General features: G+C 71.5%; 13 protein-coding genes and 1 pseudogene. 11 read left to right on the top strand and 3 right to left on the bottom strand.

Going from position 1 to position 19,814, the window contains the following annotated elements; translation table 11 throughout:
* Positions 1 to 6 precede the first annotated feature (6 nt).
* From WMF20_RS43310 to WMF20_RS43260, 11 genes and pseudogenes are all read left to right on the top strand, one after another.
* Positions 7 to 702 carry a hypothetical protein gene (locus tag WMF20_RS43310; protein WP_437569272.1) on the top strand — a complete coding sequence of 232 codons (696 nt, stop codon included), beginning with the start codon at positions 7 to 9 and terminating at the stop codon, positions 700 to 702.
* Between the two features lie 743 nt (positions 703 to 1,445).
* Positions 1,446 to 2,995: pseudogene (locus WMF20_RS43305) on the top strand (AAA family ATPase).
* Positions 2,996 to 3,184: 189 nt separating this feature from the next.
* The gene (locus WMF20_RS43300; RefSeq protein WP_437607587.1) at positions 3,185 to 4,909 is read left to right on the top strand and encodes an AAA family ATPase; all 1,725 of its coding nucleotides are present in this window, start codon (positions 3,185 to 3,187) and stop codon (positions 4,907 to 4,909) included.
* On the top strand, positions 4,896 to 6,287 hold the full coding sequence (locus WMF20_RS43295) for a DUF1501 domain-containing protein (RefSeq protein WP_437607585.1): 1,392 nt from the start codon (positions 4,896 to 4,898) through the stop codon (positions 6,285 to 6,287). Before WMF20_RS43300 ends, WMF20_RS43295 begins: the two co-directional genes overlap by 14 nt.
* Before the next feature lie 5 nt (positions 6,288 to 6,292).
* A complete protein-coding gene (locus tag WMF20_RS43290) occupies positions 6,293 to 7,528 on the top strand; it encodes a c-type cytochrome (protein WP_437607584.1) in 1,236 nt (411 codons plus the stop codon).
* A 119-nt stretch (positions 7,529 to 7,647) separates the two neighbouring features.
* Entirely contained in the window at positions 7,648 to 9,339 is a 1,692-nt protein-coding gene (locus tag WMF20_RS43285; RefSeq protein WP_437607583.1) for a metallophosphoesterase family protein, read from the top strand.
* Positions 9,340 to 9,512: 173 nt separating this feature from the next.
* Complete coding sequence (locus WMF20_RS43280) at positions 9,513 to 10,265, top strand: BPTI/Kunitz domain-containing protein (protein WP_237244634.1); 753 nt, start codon at positions 9,513 to 9,515, stop codon at positions 10,263 to 10,265.
* 214 nt (positions 10,266 to 10,479) lie between these two features.
* Positions 10,480 to 11,319: a BPTI/Kunitz domain-containing protein gene (locus tag WMF20_RS43275; RefSeq protein ID WP_437607581.1), complete on the top strand. Its 840-nt coding sequence runs from the start codon at positions 10,480 to 10,482 to the stop codon at positions 11,317 to 11,319.
* A gap of 266 nt (positions 11,320 to 11,585) precedes the next feature.
* Entirely contained in the window at positions 11,586 to 13,295 is a 1,710-nt protein-coding gene (locus WMF20_RS43270) for a DUF1592 domain-containing protein (protein WP_437607580.1), read from the top strand.
* The gene (locus WMF20_RS43265; protein ID WP_437607579.1) at positions 13,292 to 14,701 is read left to right on the top strand and encodes a DUF1552 domain-containing protein; all 1,410 of its coding nucleotides are present in this window, start codon (positions 13,292 to 13,294) and stop codon (positions 14,699 to 14,701) included. Before WMF20_RS43270 ends, WMF20_RS43265 begins: the two co-directional genes overlap by 4 nt.
* 101 nt (positions 14,702 to 14,802) lie before the next feature.
* Positions 14,803 to 15,903 (top strand): aldo/keto reductase, encoded by a 1,101-nt coding sequence (locus WMF20_RS43260; RefSeq protein ID WP_437607578.1) that lies wholly within the window; start codon positions 14,803 to 14,805, stop codon positions 15,901 to 15,903.
* Positions 15,904 to 16,052: 149 nt separating this feature from the next.
* On the opposite strand, the gene WMF20_RS43255 is transcribed toward WMF20_RS43260, so the two are convergent.
* The 3 genes from WMF20_RS43255 to WMF20_RS43245 form a co-directional block, all read right to left on the bottom strand.
* On the bottom strand, positions 16,053 to 16,298 hold the full coding sequence (locus WMF20_RS43255) for a hypothetical protein (protein WP_437607577.1): 246 nt from the start codon (positions 16,296 to 16,298) through the stop codon (positions 16,053 to 16,055).
* Positions 16,299 to 16,766: 468 nt separating this feature from the next.
* A complete protein-coding gene (locus WMF20_RS43250; protein ID WP_437607576.1) occupies positions 16,767 to 17,735 on the bottom strand; it encodes a D-2-hydroxyacid dehydrogenase in 969 nt (322 codons plus the stop codon).
* 299 nt (positions 17,736 to 18,034) lie between these two features.
* Positions 18,035 to 19,792, bottom strand: coding sequence for a serine/threonine-protein kinase (locus WMF20_RS43245; RefSeq protein WP_437607575.1), 1,758 nt, complete (start codon positions 19,790 to 19,792; stop codon positions 18,035 to 18,037).
* Positions 19,793 to 19,814: the final 22 nt, after the last annotated feature.

Genomic DNA, 19,814 nt, shown 5'->3' with positions numbered 1-19,814 from the left:
GGCGGGGTGAGGGCGTTCGCCCTTGCCGGGATGGCGGCGGTGGCGGGCGCGTGCGCCCCGCCGGAGGCGGTCGCGCCGCGGCCTGCGGCGCCGCTCCGGGAGACGGGGCGCGTCGCGCAGAGCCGGACGCCGAAGCAGGATCTGCGGCTCATCCCGGCCGAGGCGTACCTGAGGACGTATCTCCGGCTCTTCGGCGGCCTCTCGCCGGCGGAGGTCGAGCGCCGCGCGCGGGGGGACGACAAGGCGGCGCTCTTCGACGCCTGGGAGGACTACCTCACGGCGCTCGGGCTGCCCGATCACGGCCTGGATCTCCCGCGCGGCACGCAGACCAACGCGCTCATGATGGCGGCGTTCGAGCGGCTCGGGATCGCGCTGTGCGACCGCGCCCTGGAGCACGACCTCAAGGCGAGCGCGCCGGTCCCGATCGAGCGCCGGCTGATCTTCGCCTTCGACCTCCCCGCGGAGGACCTCGACGCGGCGGCGTTCGCCCCGCGGTTCGACGTGCTGCACCGGACGTTCCTGAGCTACCCGGCGCGCCTCGCGCCGCCGGACCGGGAGGCGAAGTTCTTCGCGCTCTACCAGGGGACGGTCGCGCGGCACCGGGCGAAGGGCGCGCCGAAGTCGCGGTTCTCGCCGGGCGAGGCGGGGTGGGCGGCGGTGTGTTACGGGCTGGTGAGGCACCCGGAGTTTCATCTGTATTAGAGCGGTCTTCAGCTGGAATTCGTATACCGGCTCTCGTCTTCGTCCCCCGTCTTCCGTCTTCCGTCTCTCGTGCGCGTGCGCGTGCGCGCTGACCCCGGGGAATCGCGCACGTGCACGCGCGCGAAGGACGAGCACGGAAGACGAAGGACGAGCACGGAAGACGAAACGGCTGCATGAAACCCGCGCGAAAATCGCTCTGGAGGGCTGCTGGCGTGACCACCTTGGTTCTTCACGAAGTCGTTGCGCGTGGTCACCCTGATGAGGCAGCCGTCAATGACGTCCCAGCGCACGTTCGGGCTCGCCAGCCGCCCAGCACCGGCAGGGAGCGTATCCAGCAACTCGGGGAACGCGTCCAGCAGCGCCGACGAGCGCACCCAGCAGTCCCGAGGAGCGTACCCAGCAACTCCGGGAAGCGTACCCAGCAACTCCGGGAAGCGTACCCAGCAACTCCGGGAAGCGTACCCAGCAGCTCCGAGGAGCGCACCCAGCAACTCCGGGAAGCGTACCCAGCAGCTCCGAGGAGCGCACCCAGCAACTCCGGGAAGGTGCCCAGCAGCTCCGGGGAGCGCACCCAGCGACCGCTGGCGCGCGCGCCCGGTCCGCTGGCCGGCGTCCGGGATGGGCTGGCACGCTCCCGAACGCTGCTGTCCTGGTTGCGGCGCCGCGGCGGAACGCGCCACCCTCCGCCCCGAGCCGCCGGTCTCGCGTGACTCCCCGGGCCCCCATGGCAGGATGGCGGCGCGATGGCGCGCTTCTTCAACACCGCCGGCCCGTGCAGACCCGACCTGCACTACATGGTCGACCCCCTCCGGCGCATCGAGCGGCTGCGCCGGCTGATCGACCGACAGAGCTACTTCGTCGTGCACGGTCCGCGGCAGACGGGCAAGACCATGTCGCTCCTGTCCCTGGCCGCCGCGCTCGTGCAGGAAGGTCGCTACGCCGCGGCGCTCCTGTCGCTCGAGGTCGGCCGCGCCTTCCCGGAGGACGTCGGCGCCGCGGAGTCCGCGATCCTCCAATCCTTCCGTGACGATGCGCCTTCCAGCTCCCGCCCGACCAGCGCCCGCCGCCCTGGCCTGACGGGCCGCCGGGCCACCGCCTCGCCGACGCGCTCGCTGCCTGGGCGCAGGCCTGTCCGCGCCCGCTCGTGCTCTTTCTCGACGAGATCGACGCGCTCACCGGCCCCACGCTGCTCTCCGCGCTGAGCCAGCTCCGCGGAGGCCACCGCCGCAGGCCGCAGGGCTTCCCGTGGGCCATCGCTCTCATCGGGATGCGCGACGTCCGGGACTACAAGGTCACCGCGGGCGACGAGGGCCAGCTCGGCGGCGCCTCGCCGTTCAACGTGAAGGAGGAGTCGGTGCTCCTGCGCGACTTCACCCGCGAGGAGGTGGCCGGGCTTTACGCGCAGCACACGGCCGACACCGGGCAGGTCTTCGCGCCCGAGGCGGTCGATCTCGCGTTCCAGCTCACCTGCGGGCAGCCCTGGCCGGTCAACGCCCTGGCCCGGGAGATGGTGGACGAGCTCGTGCCCGACCGCAGCATGGCGCTCCTGCCCGCGCACGTGCGCGCCGCCCGCGATGCCATCGTCCTCCGGCAGGACACGCACCTCGACAGCCTCGCCGAGCGCCTGCAGGAAGGCCGGGTGCGCGCGGTGCTCGAGCCGATCCTCGCCGGCTCCGCGCTGGGCGCGGTCCCGGAGGACGATCAGCGTTACGCGATGGACCTCGGGCTGGTCCGGCAGGCGGCGGACGGAGCGCTGGAGATCGCCAACCCGATCTATGAAGAGATCCTTCCCCGCGCGCTGTCCGCGACCGCGCGACGCTCGATGCCGGTGATCGCGCCGACCTGGCTGCAGCGGGACGGGCGGCTCGATCCGGAGCGCCTGCTGGAGGCGTTCGTGGCGTTCTGGCGCCAGCATGCCGAGGCGTTGCTCGCCAGCACGCCGTACGCGGAGATCGCGCCGCATCTCGTGCTCATGGCCTTCCTGCACCGGGTGGTGAACGGCCGCGGGCGCGTCGAGCGGGAGGTCGCGATCGGCAGCGGCCGGATGGATCTGCTGATGGAGTACGGACAGGACCGGCTGGCGATGGAGCTCAAGGTGTGGCGTCCCGGTGACCCCGATCCGAAGAGGGAAGCGCTCGCTCAGCTCGATGGATACCTGGACGGGCTGGGGCTCGATCGGGGCTGGCTCTTGATCTTCGATCGCCGCCCGGGGATCGCGCGGCTGCGGGATCGCACCACGACCGAGGCGGCGCGGACCCCGGGCGGGCGGGAGGTCACCGTGATCCGGGCTTGAACGCGGTGAAGCTCACCGCCCGATCCCCGCCGCCTCGCACGGCCACCTGCTGGCCGTTGAACGCTGCGGCGGGCGCGTGCACCCGAGACCTATAGGCAGCGGCCCCGTCCGACGCGGATTTCGCTCCACCGCCGGCTTGCGGTTCCCTGGCCGCCGGGGATAGTTGACGGACAGCGCCGCGCCTTCGCCATGAGCCTGTCCCTCCCCCTCGGCATCTCCAATTTCCGTCAGCTCCGCGAGCTCGGGCTGACCTACGTCGACAAGACCGGGCTCATCTGCGATCTCCTCGATCGCCCCGGCGCCCAGGTCGTCCTGCTCCCGCGACCTCGGCGCTACGGCAAGACGCTGAACCTCTCGATGCTGCGCATCTTCTTCGAGCGCCGGGGAGAGGACCTCTCCGCTCTGTTCGAAGGGCTCTTCGTATGGAGCGCCGGCGCTGCCTACCGCGAGCACTTCCAGCGTTACCCGGTCATCGACCTGACGTTCAAGGAGATCAAGGCCTCCTCCTGGGAGCACGCACTCGACGGCATCCGCCGCAAGATTCAAGCGCTTTTCCTGGAGCACCGCGAGCTGCTCGACAGCGGCGCTCTGAGCGCATGGGAGACGCAGCGCTATGAGGCGATCCTCGACGGCTCCGCCGATCTCGCGCTGTACGAGCGGGCGCTCCTGGACCTCTCAGCGTACCTGCACAGCCGGCACGGCGAGCGCGTGATCATCCTCGTCGACGAGTACGATCAGCCGCTCCACGCCGGTTACGTGAGCGGTTATCTCCGCGAGATCCTGGATTTCACCCGGGTCTTCCTGGGCGCCGGGCTCAAGGACAACCCGCACCTCCAGCGGGCCGTGCTGACTGGCACCCTCCGGATCGCGCGGGAGAGCATCTTCTCCGGGCTGAATCATCTGGCGGTCTACAGCCTGCTCCGCCGCGAATTCCGGACGGCCTTCGGGTTCACCGAGGCAGAGGTGGAGGCGCTGCTGGAGCGAGCAGGACGCCGCGGGGAGCTGCCGACGGTGCGCTCCTGGTACAACGGGTACGTCTTCGGAGGCGAGGTCGTCTACAATCCGTGGTCGGTCATCAGCTACCTGGCCAGCGAGGACCGGCGCGCCAGGCCGTACTGGGTGTCGACCAGCACGAACGAGCTGATCCAAGAGCTCCTGGAGCACCATGCGTTCGCGGTTCAGGCGGAGATGGAGGCGCTGCTCGCGGGCGGCGCGATCGAGCAGCGGCTCGACGAGAACGTCGTGCTCTGGGACCTCCGCGAGCGGCCGTCGGCGCTCTGGCCTCTGCTCGTGTTCTCCGGTTACCTCAAGGCCGAGGAATCGCCGGGGTGGCCGGAGGACGAGGAGCCGCCTTATCTGCTGTCCATCCCCAACCGCGAGGTGCGGCAGGTGTATACCGCGACCTTCTCGCGCTGGTTGGAGACACGGCTGCGGCGGCAGGGCGGGAGCCTGGACCGGCTGCTCGCGAGCTTGTTCGCCGGCGACGCCGATGGCTTCGCCAGGGAGCTCCAAGCATTCGTGATCGAGGTCCTCTCGTACCACGATCTCGGCGGGCCGACGCCGGAGCGCATCTATCAAGTCTTCCTCGTGGGGCTGCTCTCGGCGCTCGCGCCCTCGCACCAGGTGCGATCGAACCGCGAGTCGGGGCTGGGGCGCCCAGACGTGCTCATCCGCCCGCTGCTCCCGGGGCGGCCGGGGGTGATCCTGGAGCTGAAGGTGGCGGGACAGCGGACGCTGGAGGAGGCGCTCGACGAGGGGCTGTCGCAGATCGCGTCGCGCGACTACGCCGCGGAGCTGCGCGCCGCGGGGGCCGCGCCGGTGCACGCGCTGGCCGTCGCGTTCGACGGCAAGATCGTGCGGGCGCGGGCGGCACCAGAAGGTACCTTGAAGCCCACCCGCGATGCCTCGTCCTGACCCCTGTCCCCGCTGCCCTGCGCTCCCGCGCCGCGCGCTGCTCCAGGCCGCCGCGGGCGCGGCGCTCTCCGGCGTGCTCGGCCTGCCGGCGCGCGCGCTCGCCGCGCACGGCGAGGCGGCGGAGGACGAGTTCTTCCTCTTCATCCACGCGTCCGGCGGCTGGGACGTGACGCTCTGGGCCGACCCGCGGAACGAGAGCAAGGGGCTCGTGACCCCGGCGACGACCGACAACACCGACACGGCGCCGCTCCGCCTCTGGGTCGACGCGCCCGCGGCCGGCGGCGCGAAGAGCTTCGCACCCGTCACGCCGAAGGGATCGAGCCTCACGTTCGGCCCGGGCATCGGCGCCCTCGCGGACCTGCACGACCGGCTATGCATCGTCAACGGCCTGGCCATGAACACCGTGAGCCACCCCGACGGCACCGCCTTCGCGACCACCGGGCGGCACCTGAGCGGCGGCCGCGTCCTGGCCTCCAGCCTCGACGCCATCTGCGCCAGCGAGCTCGGCGCGAGCCAGACCTTCCCCGCCGTCTCCGTGCAGTTCCCCTCGGCGTTCGTGGGCGACCGCCTCGACCGGCGCGCCGTCCCGCTCACGGTCGGCGACATCGGCACGATCAGCCGCTCCCTCGCCCGCGCGCGGCACTACGACACCGACGAGGACCGCGCCGCCGTGACCGCGCTCCTCTCCGAGGAGGCCAGGTCCCTCGCCGCGCGATCACGCTACACCGACGCCCTGAACGGCTTCGCGATCCAGTCGGAAGCGCTGGGCAAGATGCTGAACGCCGGGCTCCAGGACGTGTTCTCCAGGGGCAAGCTCATCCAGGCGCACCCGGAGCTCGACCACAAGGCCCGCTTCGCCCGCCAGGCGGCCGTCAACGCGGCGTTCGCGATCGAGGCCATGCGGCGGAACGTGGTCCGCTGCGTGAGCTTCGCGAGCGACGGGTTCGACACGCACACGAGCAACTACCGCCAGCACGCGGCCACGCAGCAGGAGCTCTTCGACCTGATCGCCGCCCTCCTCGGCTCGCTCGACAAGGCCCCGCACCCGACCCGGGCCGGCAAGAAGCTCTCGGATCACACGCACATCCTCGTGACGAGCGACTTCTGCCGCACGCCGCAGCTCAACACGGCGATGGGCCGCGACCACTACCCCAACAACTCGGCGATGGTGATCTCGCCCCGCTTCCGCGGGGGCATCTCGTTCGGCAAGACCGACCCGGAGCAGCTCCTGCCGGCCCCGGCGAAGACGTTCCAGGGCGGGCCGCGGCCGATCGCCCCGCCGGACCTGCTCGCCACCTTCCTGTTCGCCTTCGGCATCCCCCCGCTCGAGCACCTGCGCGACGGCGAGGTGGTGCCGGAGCTGCTCCAGCGGCCGTGACGCCCGTGCGCCGAGCGACGCCCCTGGCCGCGCTCGCGCCCGCCCGCCTCGCCGCGCTCGCGCTCGCCTGCCTCGCCGCGCTCGCGCTCGCCGGCTGCGCCTCGCCGGCCGCGTCCCCGCGCCCGCCGCTCGCCGTGCGCCCGGTCGCCTGGCCCGCCCCGGGGGAGCTCGGCCCGGTCCGCGCGGTCGCCGACGACGGCGACCGCGTCGTCCTGTTCCACGACGGCGCCGCGGCGGTCTTCGTGAACGGCGCGCTCGCCCGGGTGGAGCGCGCGCCCCACCGCTGGGTGAGCGCCGCGGTGGTGCCCGCGCCCGACGGCTACGGCACGTGGATCGTCGGCGTCGACGCCGAGGGCCGGCTGCTCAGGCTGCCGAGCCGGGGGGCGTTCGAGCCTGTCGCCGATCTCTACGGCCTCGAGCGCGCCGCGGTCCGGGCAGCGGCCGGCCTCGGCCTCGACGGCGGCGCCGCCTTCGCGCTGGACGGCGAGATCGCGGTGGCGGACGGCGAGCGCGTCACGCGCTACGCGGCCGGGCCGCTCGCGGCGTTCGCGGCGGGCGGAGGGCGCGTGGCGTTCGCGCTCGGCGGCGAGGAGGTCCTCGCCCTCGACGTGGCCCCGAGGGCGCTGCGATCGTACCCGCTCGAGGCCGACGGCCCCGCGCCGCTCCTCGCCGTGACGGGCGCGGGCGCGCTGCTCGCGGCGACGCCGGCGGCGCTCTACGCCGAGGACGGCGCCGGCGTGCTGCGCCTCCGGCTGCGGGCGAGCGCGGCGCTCCACGGGCTCGCCGTCTCCGGCGAGCGCGTGTGGTTCGCCGACGGCGGCGAGCTCGGCGTGCTCGACGCGGCGGGCGCGCGCGCGACCCGCGGCGCGCGCCTCCCGGAGGCCGGCCGGCTCATCGGATCGCCGAGCGGCGACGTCTGGCTGCTCGCGGCGGGCGCCCTCCGGCGCTTCGCCGCGGACGACGCCGGCGCCGGGCCCGCCTGGGACGACATCGCGCCGGTGTTCGACCGGGCGTGCGCGCGCTGCCACCGCCCGCGCGGCGAGGGCGGCGTCGACCTCTCGACCCGCGCGGCGTGGGCGTCGCTCCGGGAGGCCATCGCGCGCCGGGTCGTCGAGGAGCGGACCATGCCGCCCCCGGGGCACGCGCTGTCCGAGGCCGATCGGGCGCGGATCCGCGATTTCGTCGAGCGCCTCGCGCCGCCCGCGCGTCCGGGCGGCGCGCGCCCGTCGGCGCGGCCGTGACGCGCTGACCGGCGCGGTCGTGACGCGCCCGCCCGTGCCGCCGTGACGCGCGCGGCTGCAGGCGCGGCGCGCCCGTCTTGCGCTACCCTGGGGCCTCACCGCCAGAGGAGAGCTGCCTGATGATGACGTTCAGCCCTGATCCACGCGTCGCTGAGCAGCAGATGCACGCCATCATCTACTATCTCACCGGGTTCGGGTACATCGACGGCGAGCTCGATCCGACCGAGAAATCGTTCATCCGCGGCCACATCCAGGAGCTCGTCCAGCAGCGCGCGCGCGACGCCCTCGGCGACGACGCCCAGGCGAACCAGGACGTCATCGCGCGGTGGACCAAGCACTTCCACGAGGTGTTCGCCGAGATCGACCACCAGATCCAGGGCCTCTTCACCGAGAGCGTCTCTGACGGCGAGGACCCCAAGGACTTCGTCCTCGCGAAGATCAAGCTCCGCTGCTTCGAGCTCCTCGACGGCTTCGACGACGACAACCGCGAGGCGCTGCTCGCCACCGTCGACGGGCTCATGCTCGCCGACGGCGTCATCCACCCGAGCGAGCAGAATTTCCGCGACGAGCTCTCCGCGCTGCTCGCGATCGCGGCCGAGATCGACGACCTGGAGATCGAGACCATCGAGCAGGGCGCGGTGGTGATCGATCCGGCCACGCGCAAGCAGGCGCGCGAGCTCGATCACCCGTTTTTCAAGGCGTTCGAGTGGGACTACGCGACCGATCCGGCCACGTTCGCGGAGCAGGCCAAGGTCGATCTCGACCTGATGCGCCGGTTCGAGGAGAAGCTCGCCGAGCAGCGCGCGCGCGGCGCGGGCCGGCTCGACGGCGCGGCGGACCTCGCGAGCTTCGCCGGGCAGGCGCCGTTCCTCGACGGCCACGTCTACGTCGCCTCGCCCGATCCCGCCCAGGAGGTCGAGCTCCTCGTCGTCGGGGATCTGCACGGCTGCTACTCGTGCCTCAAGGCGGCGCTGATGCAGGCGGATTTCTTCGCCAAGCTGCAGGCGTACCGCGACGACCCCGCGCACAACCCGCGGATCATGCTGGTGTTCCTGGGCGACTACATCGATCGCGGCCGGTTCAGCTACAACGGCATCCTGCGCACGGTGATGCAGCTCTTCCTCGCCGCGCCCGACAACGTCTTCGTCCTGCGCGGCAACCACGAGTACTACGTCGAGCTGAACGGCCGCGTGCTCGCGCCGGTGCGGCCCTCCGAGGCGATGAGCTCGCTCGCGGCCATCGCCCCGAACGAGGTGTTCGCCGCGTACATGCGCCTCTTCGAGGCGCTGCCCAACATGCTGGTCTTCGACCGCATCCTCTTCGTCCACGCGGGCATCCCCCGCGACGACACCCTCGCCGCCCGGTGGCAGTCGGTGTCCTCGCTCAACGACCCCGAGATCCGGTTCCAGATGCTCTGGAGCGACCCGAGCGAGGTCGACGCCATCCCCGCGGAGCTCCAGAAGTCCACCGCCCGCTTCCCCTTCGGCAAGCGGCAGTTCAAGAGCTTCATGCAGAAGCTCGGCTGCACCACGCTGATCCGCGGCCACGAGCGCATCCCGGAGGGCTTCCGCGTGGTCTACGACGACCCCGACGGCGTGCTCCTCACGCTGTTCTCCGCGGGCGGGAGGACCAACGACGACCTGCCGCTGACCAGCAACTACCGCGAGGTCACCCCGATGGCCCTCACCATCCGTTACAAGGGGGGAGTCAGTCAGCTCACGCCCTTCGTGATCGAATACGAGCGGTACAACGACCCGAAGTACAACGCGTTCTTCCGGGAGCAGCTCCCGTCGCTCGAGCTCAGCGTCTGACGAGCGATGCGGCCGCCGCATGACGGGCGCGTCGCGCCTGGCACACCTTGCCCAGGCGCCCCCCTTCGCCCCGGGGCGCGTCAATCGCGGTCCGAGCGGCCGGCAGCCCACGGCACATCGGTTGCAGCTCCGCTGGCATGCTCCGGTGCTCCTCCATCGCGGTTGCTCTTGGTTTGCTCTCCTCCCTGCTGCTCGCGGCAGGTTGCTTCGTCACGGTGAACCCGGGCGGCGGAGACCCAGGCGGAGGCGACGGCGGATTGCCCGCCCTGTGCTCGCTGCCCCAGGAGGTCGGCCCGTGTGAGGCGGCGATCCCGAGCTACTGGCACGACCCGGACACGGGCGTGTGCAAGCGGTTCTCCTACGGCGGCTGCGATGGCAATGCGAACCGCTTCGATTCCTTCGAGGCGTGCCAGGAGGCCTGTCACGGCGGGAGCCCGGACATGGACGCGTGCGAGGCGCCGGGCGACTGCGTCCTCGCGGCCGCGGGCAATTGCCCTCCCTGCGACAGCGCCGGGGCCGGCTCGCTCGTTGCGGTCAACCGCGCGATGAAGGACGAGTACGACAGGGTGAACCCCGTATCGAGCGTCGTGTGCGAAGCTTGCCCCGACGTCAGCGAGCCCGAGCGCAGGTTGCAGTACTTCGCCGCCACGTGCGAGAGCGGGCGCTGCGTCGTGCGCGACGTGCGCGAGTCGCCGCTGACCGAGTGCACGGAAGACGCGGAGTGCGCGCTGCGCGACGGCGTCGGCTGCTGCGAGGGGTGCGACGGGACTGGCATCGTCGCGCTGAACCAGAGCGCGGACCTCCGGAGCCTGGTTTGCCCCGCCGACGCGGGCGCGTGCCCTCCGTGCGCGCCCGTCTATCCGGAGGGGATGACGGCGGTGTGCTCGGCGGGCCGGTGCCAGCCCAAGCTCCCCGCGGCGCCGTGAACGGCGATCGCGCGCCGGCGAGGGGCGCGCCGCGCCTCGACGATGCCGTCGACGATGTCGTCGCGGCGTGCCGCGTCGCCTGGCACTCCGCGGCCTGGCATGCCATCGCATGCGTATGAATACCCTACGATCGATTGCCTTCTCCTCGGGCGGTCGAGGGCGCGCCGGTGGCAATGTCTCTGGATTGCGACGGCGCTCCTCCCTCGGCCTCGGTTTGCTTGCCTCTCTCCTGCTCGGCGCGGGCTGCACCGGCGCGGACGACGGCGGCGCGGGCGGCGACGGCGGCGCGGGCGGCGGCAGCCCGGTCGCCGGCAGCGGCGGCGGCGGCCCGGTCGCCGGCAGCGGCGGCGGCGGCCCGGTCACGAGCAGCGGCGCCGGCGGCGAATTGCCGAACCGCTGTTCGCTGCCGCAGGACCCCGGGCCCTGCGATGCGGCGATGCCGCGCTACTGGCACGACCCCAGCTCGGGCGTGTGCGTTCCGTTCACCTATGGCGGGTGCGACGGCAACGAGAACCGCTTCGAGTCGCTCGAGGCGTGCCAGGAGGCCTGTCAGGGCAACGTTCCGGACATGGCTGCCTGCGCCGCGCCGGGCGATTGCGTCCTCGCCTCGCCGCGCTGCTGCGCCGCCTGCAACCCGAACGACGCCCACGATTTCGTCGCCGTCCACCGCGACTCGGCGACGGATTTCTGGAACACCCTCGGGTGCGGCGGGGGCGTGGCGTGCGCGCCGTGCCAGGAGGTCAGCGAGGCCGAGAGCACCGGCCAGTACTTCGCCGCCGCGTGCGAGGCCGGGCGCTGCGTCGTCCTCGACGTGCGCGAATCCCCGCTGACGGAGTGCGCGCAAGACGCGGACTGCGCGCTGCGCGACGGCGTCGGGTGCTGCGAGGAGTGCAGCGGGAAAGGCATCGTCGCCCTCAACCAGAGCGCGGACATCGAATCCATCGTCTGTCCCGAGGGCTTCGGCGCGTGCCCCCCCTGCGCGCCCGTGTACCCGGAGGGCATGACCGCGGTGTGCCTGGAGGGCAGGTGTCAGCCGAAGCTGTCCTCGCCGTGAAGGCCGGCGCCTCCGCCCTGCGCCATCAGGCGCAGTTTCATGCATCGTAGCGTCGGCTCTCCCCGGCACCCACCACGGCGCCTCCCGCGCGCAGCGCGTCATGAGCGCGCCGGGCTTTCGCGCGGAACGAAATCCAGAAAGATGCACGGGAAATGCCGTTCCCGCGGTGGCCGCGCGTTGACGCTGGACGGCTGCGCCCGATAGCCTGGGCCTTGAAGCTCTTGTAGATTCTTACATCTTCGACCTCTTCACGAAGGGAGCTGCCCGTGAATCGAAGCACCCCGAGGATGCTGCTCGTGGCCCTCGCGCTCTCCAGCGCGGCCGCGTGCTCGGGACCGACTGGAGATGGCGGAATCGGCGCGGGAGCGGGAGGTGGCGGAACCGGCGCGGGCGATGGCGGAAGCGGCGCCGGCGTCCAGTGCGCGCCGGGCGTCACCGCGCCCGGGCCGACCCCGCGGCTGACGCGGCTGACGCACGCGCAGTACGACAACTCGATCCGGGATCTCTTCGGCAAGGACATGAGGGCCTCGGCGTCGTTCCTCGCGGATCCGGCGTTCGAGGGGTTCGACAACAACGCCAAGGGGCTCGTCGTATCCGACCGGCTCGCGCGCGATTACCGGCGCGCCGCCGAGGCCATCGCGGCGGACGTCGTGGCCGACCAGGCCGTGCTCGGCAAGATCCTGCCGTGCGCCCCGGAGGGCGACGGCGCCGCGTGCGCCCGGCAGCTCATCCGGGAGCTCGGCAAGCGCGTCTACCGGAGGCCGCTCTCGGCGGAGCAGGAGGCGGCGTACGCCGCGGCCTACGCGCGCGGCGATGGCCTGTTCGAGTCGGGCACGCCGTTCGAGCAGGGCGTCCGCCATGTCGTCGAGGCGATGCTCCAGTCGCCGCATTTCCTCTACCGCGTCGAGCTCAGCGAGGAGCTCGACGGAGAGCGGATCATCCCGCTCGACGGCTACGAGGTCGCGACCCGGCTCTCGTACCTGCTCTGGAACAGCCTGCCCGACGACGCGCTCCTCGCGGCGGCGGAGCGCGGCGCGCTGGGCGCGCCCGAGGGGATCGAGGCCCAGGCGCGGCGCATGGTCGACGACCCCAAGGCGGTGAGCGCGCTCGACGACTTCCACCGCCAGTGGCTGCACATGAGCCGTTACGCGGATCTCTCGAAGGATCCGGCGCTCTACGAGGGCTTCGACGCCAGCGTGTCCTCGGCGATGCTGGCCGAGACGCAAGCGTTCATCCGGCACGTCATCCTGGAGATGGAGGGCGACTACCGTACGCTGATGACCGCGCCCGTCGGGTTCGTGAACGACAAGCTCGCCCCGATCTACGGCGTGGAGGGGTCGTTCACGAGCGAGCTCGTGGAGACGCCGCTCGACCCGGCGGCGCGCGCGGGGCTCCTCACGCAGGCCGGCTTCCTGGCCTCGCACGCGTTCGCGAGCAAGACCTCGCCGATCCACCGCGGCGTGTTCATCCAGCGCCAGATCCTCTGCGCGGATCTGCCGGACCCGCCGGCGAACATCAACACGGAGCTGCCGCCCATCCGGGGCGAGATCCGGACGACGCGGGATCAGGTGGAGGCGCACACGTCGCCCGAGGCGTGCAGCTCGTGCCACGGGTTGATCAACCCGCCGGGCTTCGCGTTCGAGCACTACGACGCGGTCGGGCGGTACCGCGAGGACGAGGGCGGCGAGCCCATCGACGCGAGCGGCACGATGAGGGTCGGGGAGGCCGAGATCCGCTTCGACGGCGCCGTCGATCTCGCGAAGCAGCTCGCGGAGAGCCCTGTCGCGCAGCGGTGTTATCTGACGAACTGGTACCGTTACGGCAACGCCCGCCAGCTCTCGCGCGAGGACGCGTGCGCGATCGACGACCTCGACGCGAAGCTCAGCGCGTCCGGCTACAACATCAAGGAGCTGCTGGTCGCGCTCACCCAGACGAAGACGTTCAGGTACCGGGCCGTGGAAGAGGTGGACCAATGAATCGCAGAACGTTCTTGCGGGGCGCGTGCGGGGTGATGCTCGGCCTGCCGTTCCTCGAGTCGCTGCGCGCCCGCGACGCCAACGCCGGTCCGGAGGCCGCGCCGCGCCGGTTCATCGCGTTCTTCATGTGCAACGGCGTGAACATGGCCCGGTTCTTCCCGAGCACGCGGTACGGCGCGCTGACGGACGCCTCGTTCGGCGCGGATCGCGCGATAGCGCCGCTCGCCTCGTACCGGGACAAGCTCCTGATCCCGCGGGGCATTCACATGGCGCCGCGCGGCTTCGGGTGGGATCCGAGCGCCGGCGACGATCACGCGAAGGGGATCGGCTGCAAGCTGACGGCGCAGCCGCTCGTCCAGGGCAGCCAGTACGCCGCGGGGATCTCGCTCGATCAGTTCATCGCGAACAAGCTCAACCCGCCGGGCACGCCCGCGCTCACGCTGATGGTCGGGGCGCGGGTCCCCAACGTGCGCGGGCACATCTCGTACAGCGGCAGCGAGCAGCCCGTCTCCGGCGAGAACAACCCGTGGCTCGCGTACCAGGACCTGATCGGCGTGACGAACGTCGAGGACGAGGCGCTCGAGCGGCTGACAAAGCGGCGCCAGAGCGTGCTCGACCTGGTCGGGGCCGAGTACGAGGGCCTGCTCAAGAAGAAGCTCAGCAAGGCGGACCGCGACAAGCTCGAGATGCACTTCCAGACGGTGCGCGACCTCGAGGTGGGCATGGGCAACGCCGGGCTCATCCCGCGCGAGCTCCCGGCGGAGCGGGCGGCGGAGATCGAGGGGATCGACCCGGGCACGGTGTCGTTCGACGCCGAGTTCAAGAAGATCGGCCGGATGCAGATGGACATCCTCGCGCTGGCGATCGCGACCCGCGCGACGCGCTCGGCGACGCTGCAGTGGGGCTCGGGCGCGTACGGGCCCATCTTCAAGTGGGATGGGATGAACCACGAGTACAACCACCACAAGCTCTCTCACGGCAACACGAAGGACGACGACAGCGGGAGCGCCGTGGACGGCTACGAGGAGATGCTCTTCGACATCGATCGCTGGTTCATCGGCGAGTATGCCTATCTGCTCGACCGGCTCGCGGGGTACGACGAGGGCGGGGCCTCCGTGCTCGACAACAGCGCCGTCGTGTTCATGAACGAGCTCTCCAACGGCAAGATCCACGATTTCCGCGACCTCCCGTACATCATCGCGGGGAGCTGCGGCGGCTACTTCAAGACGGGGCAGTACATCAAGGTGACGCGGCAGCAGAACACGCTGCAGGACAAGGACGCGCCTCACAACAAGCTGCTCACGACGCTCGCGAACGCGGTCGGCTGCACCGAGGAGGGCGGCGGGCCGATCGAGAACTTCGGCGCCTTCGGCGAGCCGGGCGAGTTCGACGAGCTGAAGGCCTGATCCGCGAGGCCAGGGCGCGGCGCGCTCACGTTCACGCGCGCCGCGCCGCGTGGCACACGCCCTGCACACGGGCTTCGTCTTCAAAAGGAGCGCTGCCTTTTATGACGAAGCGACCGTCTCGACGGGCATTTGTGCAGACCGTGGGCGTGGGCCTCGCGCTCAGCGCCTGTGGAGGAAGCGCGCAGGTGGGGCAAAACGCCGCATCCGCGGGCGGGAGCTCTCAGGAGCCCCCGCAGGGGCCGGCGCCCGGCGCGCCCGGGGAGAAGGACGTCGAGCTGCCGGCCGGCGGGGTGATGCCGACGAGGCCCCTCGGGCGGACCGGCGTGAGCGTCAGCCTCCTCGGCCTGGGCGGATACCACATGGCGATCCCGGACGATGAGCAGGAGAGCCTCCGGATCGTCCGCTTCGCGATCGATCACGGGGTCACCTTCCTCGACAACTGCTGGGATTACCACGACGGCAAGAGCGAGGAGCGGATGGGCAAGGCGCTCCAGGATGGATATCGACAGAAGGTCTTCTTGATGACCAAGCTCGACGGCCGGGACCGCGCCTCCGCCGAGGCGCAGCTCGAGCAGTCGCTCCGCCGGCTGCGCACCGACGTCATCGATCTCGTGCAGATGCACGAGATCATCCGGATGAGCGATCCCGAGAAGATCTTCGGGCCGGGCGGCGCGATGGAGGCGCTCGTGGCCGCGAAGAAGGCCGGCAAGATCCGGTTCATCGGCTTCACGGGTCACAAGGACCCGGACATCCACCTCGCCATGCTGAAGATGGCGGAGCGGCAGGGCGTCCCGCTCGACACCGTGCAGATGCCGCTCAACGTGATGGATCCGCATTACCGGAGCTTCGAGAAGAATGTCCTCCCGGCGCTGACGCAGCAGGGCATCGGGGTGCTGGGGATGAAGCCGTTCGCCAGCGGGGAGATCGCGAAGACCGGGGTGGTCTCGCCGATGGACTGCCTGCATTATCCCATGAGCCTGCCGACGTCGGTGGTGATCACCGGCTGCGACTCGATGGGCATCCTCAAGCAGGCGATCAAGGCGGCGTACACGTTCCAGCCGCTCAGCGGTCAGCGCGTCTCGGAGATCCTCGCGCGCACCGCGCCGCTCGGGGCGAAGGGGGAGCACGAGCAGTTCAAGACGACGGAGCGATTCGATGGGACGACCAAGAACCCCCACTGGATGACGTCGGCGAAGATCTGAGCGGCGCGGGGGGCTGGCACCCGCGTCGCCGAGGTCGGGGTCTCCTTCGCTGGTTGCGCGAGAGGACTCGTCGAGTCGTCCGGCCGCCGAATGCGCTGCTGACGCAATACGTCAGATCGAGCTATCGGTCGGATCCCTGTGAGGTGTCGTCAGCGCTGCCCGTTCACGACGAGGGCTCCGGTCTGGACATAGCGGTCATAGACGGCACGCAGCTCCGTGTCGTTGAGCCCCCGCTCGAAGCCGTCGATGATGGTGAGCCCGCGCTCCTGGTCGCGGTGGGCGTTCGCCTTGAACTCCTCCCAGCTCATGTCGGTGTTTTCGCTCGGCGTGGATTCGTCATCCTCGGATGAAGAGGAGGGCTCCTCGCCGCCGCAGCCGGCGAGCGCGAGCGCCATCAGCGGCGCACAGAGGAGGACAGACAGGGAGCGCCCGATGCGGCTCCTGGATAGACGCCCCGAAGACGAGCCTCGATTCATTGGAACACCTTTCTCGGTCAGGTCACACGTTGTTCGCGATCAGGAGAATCTTGCCAGCGGCGATTCGACATCCAGCGCGGCCAGCATTGGGCATGATGACACAGGAATCGAGGAACATGGAAGTCCCATGCGGGAGCTGCGGTGCAGCTTGGCCGCCGCGTCGCCGCCGGCGGGGGTTGCGGTCGTGGCGGCGACTGCGCATTGCGAGCCGGGAGGATAACGAAAAGCTCGCGCCGCACGTGCTACGTGTCGTGCGGAGCGAACGAACCCGGCGCGTCGGGACTACCTCGGCGCCATCACCGCGAGCGGCGGAGCGCGCCGCGCTGCTGCGCTGCTTGCCGGAAGCCCGCGCGGTGATGGCGTGCGGCGAAGCGCGGGCTCGGGCGCTCAGTAACCCCCCTGCTTGTCCACCACGTTCACGAGCGGCTCGCCCCGCACATAGCGCTGCAGGTTAGAGAGGAAGAGCTCCCCGAGGTGCTGGAAATAGCCCGGATGGGCGCCGGAGTAGTGCGGCGTGATGATCACGTTGGGGAGCTTCCAGAGCGGATGCTCGGCGGGCAGCGGCTCCGGGTCCGTCACGTCGAGCCCCGCCCCCGCCAGGTGACCCGAGCGCAGCGCCTCGACCAGCGCGTCGGTCTGCACCGTCGCGCCGCGACCGACGTTGACGAGGAATGCGCCGCGCGGAAGCGTCGCGAGCTCGCGCCGCCCGATCCAGCCGCGCGTCTTCGCCGTCAGGGGAAGAATGTTCACCAGCAGCTCGGACTGGGCGAGGAACGTCTCCAGGTCGTCCGGGCCGTACACCTCGGCGACGTGCTCGACGCGCTCCTTCGTGCGCTTCAGGCCGATGACCCGCACGCCGAAGGCGGGCCCGATGCTCGCGATGCGCTGACCGATGGCGCCGAGGCCCAGCACCCCGAGGGTCTTCCCCCGCAGGCTCCTGAGCGTCTCCCGGTACGTCTGGCTCTGCCAGACGCCCTCGTGCTGTCGAGCCGCGGCCAGGTGCAGGTTGCGCGAAAACATGAGCAAGAAGCCCCAGACGTGCTCGGCGATCGGCTGCGCATGCACCCCGCTCGCGTTGGTGATCACGAGCTCGGAGCGCGCCACGACCTCCGGAGAGAGCAGGCGCTCCACGCCGGCCCCGACGGTCTGCACCCAGCGCAGCTTCCGGGCCTCCCGCAGGTGCTCCTGCTCGAGCCAGCCCGTGATCAGCGCCACCTCGGCCTCCCGATAGCCGGAGGGATCGCGCTCGAGCTCGGCAGCGGTCCACAGCTCGACGCCTGGCGATACCTTCCGCGCCCGTTCGACGATTTCCGGCGGTAGCTCGACGCCGAGCGCGATCGTGAGAGATGCAGACATGATCAGGCCTCCAAGAGGCTGGCGAAGCGCGGCCGCTCGCGCGGCCGGCGCTGGCAAGGGCAGGAGCATCCCTGAGGATCGGCTGTTTGTCTACTATAACGGATTAGTATCTGTTATGTGAGACGAACGGCGGGAACGGAGACCTCGTTCAACCCCGATGCGCGCGCTCGTGCCTGGCGAGATCCTCGTCGTGGGCACGATCGACCGGGAGCAGGGGTGCGCGTGGCTGTGCGCGTGGAGATCGAGCCGCGGGGAGAGGGGAGCGAGCGCGGTGCGTGGGGCCCTCCGTCTCGCGTCGTTCAGAAGCCGAAGGTCGGATCCTTCTCGGAAGCACCCTTGCTGGAGGGCGCAGCTGGAGAGGGCCGCTTGGCGGGCGGGCGCGCCGGCTTGACGGGGGTCTTCGCGGCGCCGGGCGGGGGGGCGGCGGGGGAGGGAGGGGCGGCGGCGGAGGCGGAGTCTGCGGCGGCCGGGGAGGAGTCCGCAGCGACCGGAGACGATGACGCCGCAGCGGCGGGAAGAGCGCTCGCGGTCGGGGGCGGCGGGGCGGGCTCTTCCGGCACGAGGTCGGGAGGCGCGGCGGCTGCCGTGGCGCCGAGCGGGGGCGCGGCTGCCGGCGTGGCGGGCTCGTTTGGAGCAGGGGAGCGGAGCAGGACGACGGCGGCGATCCCCAGGCCGACGGTGAGCACGCTGGCGGCCACGGCGAGCAGCGTCCGCGATGACGAGGGGCGGCGGTCTGGCTGCGGGGGCAGAGCGCCTCCCACGGCCTCCAGCGTGCCGCTCGCCGTCAGCGTGCCGCCCGGGCCTGGGATGCCACCGGGAACCCGCATGCGGTCCGCGACCACCGTCCCGCCTGCCACCAGCGTGCCGCCGGGGACCATGGCGTCATCGAGGGCCACCGTGCCGCCCGAGCCGGGGGCGCCGCCCGAGCCCGGCGCGCTGCCGTAGGCCGGCGGGCCGCCCTGAGCCGCCGCGCCGCCGTAAGCCGGCGCGCCGCCCTGGGCCAGGAGGCCGCCCGGAGCCGGCGCGCCCCCGAAAGCCGGCGCACCGCCCTGGGGCAGCAGGCCGCCGTGAGCCGGCGCGCCAGCCTGAGCCGGCGCGCCGCCGTGAGCCGGCGCGCCAGCCTGAGCCGGCGCGCCAGCCTGAGCCGGCGCGCCACCCTGAGCCAGCGCCTCGGTGGAGTCCAGCGAGTCGCGCGAATCCGGGACCGCCGCGCGCTGCACGGCCGAGGCGAACGCGCGCGCGAGCTCGCTCGCGCTCTGGAAGCGCTCGGCGGGCTCGCGCTTGAGCGCGCGCTCCAGGAAGCGATCCAGCTCGGGCCAGAGATCCGGCGCGAGCTGCGAGGCGACCGGGATGTCGCCCGTGCAGATCTCCACGAGCACGTCGCCGAGCTCCTCGCCGGGGAAGGGCAGCTGGCCCGTGAGGCATTGAAAGATGATCACCCCGAGCGACCAGAGATCGCTGCGGTAGTCGACCGTCTTGCTCCGGCGCACCTGCTCCGGGCTCATGTAGTGCGGCGAGCCGATGAGGGTGCCGGTCTTCGTCGCGTCGGCGGCCAGCCCGGTGCCGATCGCCTTGGCGACCCCGAAGTCGAGGATCTTGACGATCTCCTCGCCCTGGCGCGCGAGGAAGATGTTCGCCGGCTTGAGATCGCGGTGGATGAGGCCCACCTCGTGCGCGCGGCGGAGGGCCTTGCAGACCTGGCTCACGATGCCGAGCAGCTCGGCCGGCGCGAGGCGCCCGCGGCGCACGAGGTACGCGGCGAGGTCCTCGCCCTCGAGGAGCTCCATCGCGAGGTAGGGCGTGTCGCCCTCGAGCCCATAGTCGTAGACGTGGACCACGTTGGGCGTCCGCAGCTGGGCGGACGCCTTCGCCTCGCGCTCGAACCGCGCGCGCGCGACGGGGGAGTCGGCGTGCTGCGGCATCATGAACTTGATCGCGACCTCGACCTCCAGCTGGAGGTGCCGGGCCACCCAGAGCAGGCCCATGGCGCCGCCCGCCAGCGGCCGCTCCAGCCGATACTTCCCGCCGACGACGCTCCCCGCTTCAAGCGACAGCATGCGTTCGAGCCTTCTGCGTCCC

The sequence above is a fragment of the Sorangium sp. So ce834 genome (assembly GCF_051521425.1).
GTDB classification, from domain to species: Bacteria; Myxococcota_A; Polyangia; order Polyangiales; family Polyangiaceae; genus Sorangium; species Sorangium cellulosum_D.
Note: the sequence above shows the minus strand (reverse complement) of the source record. Positions and strands in the feature narration are given on the sequence as shown.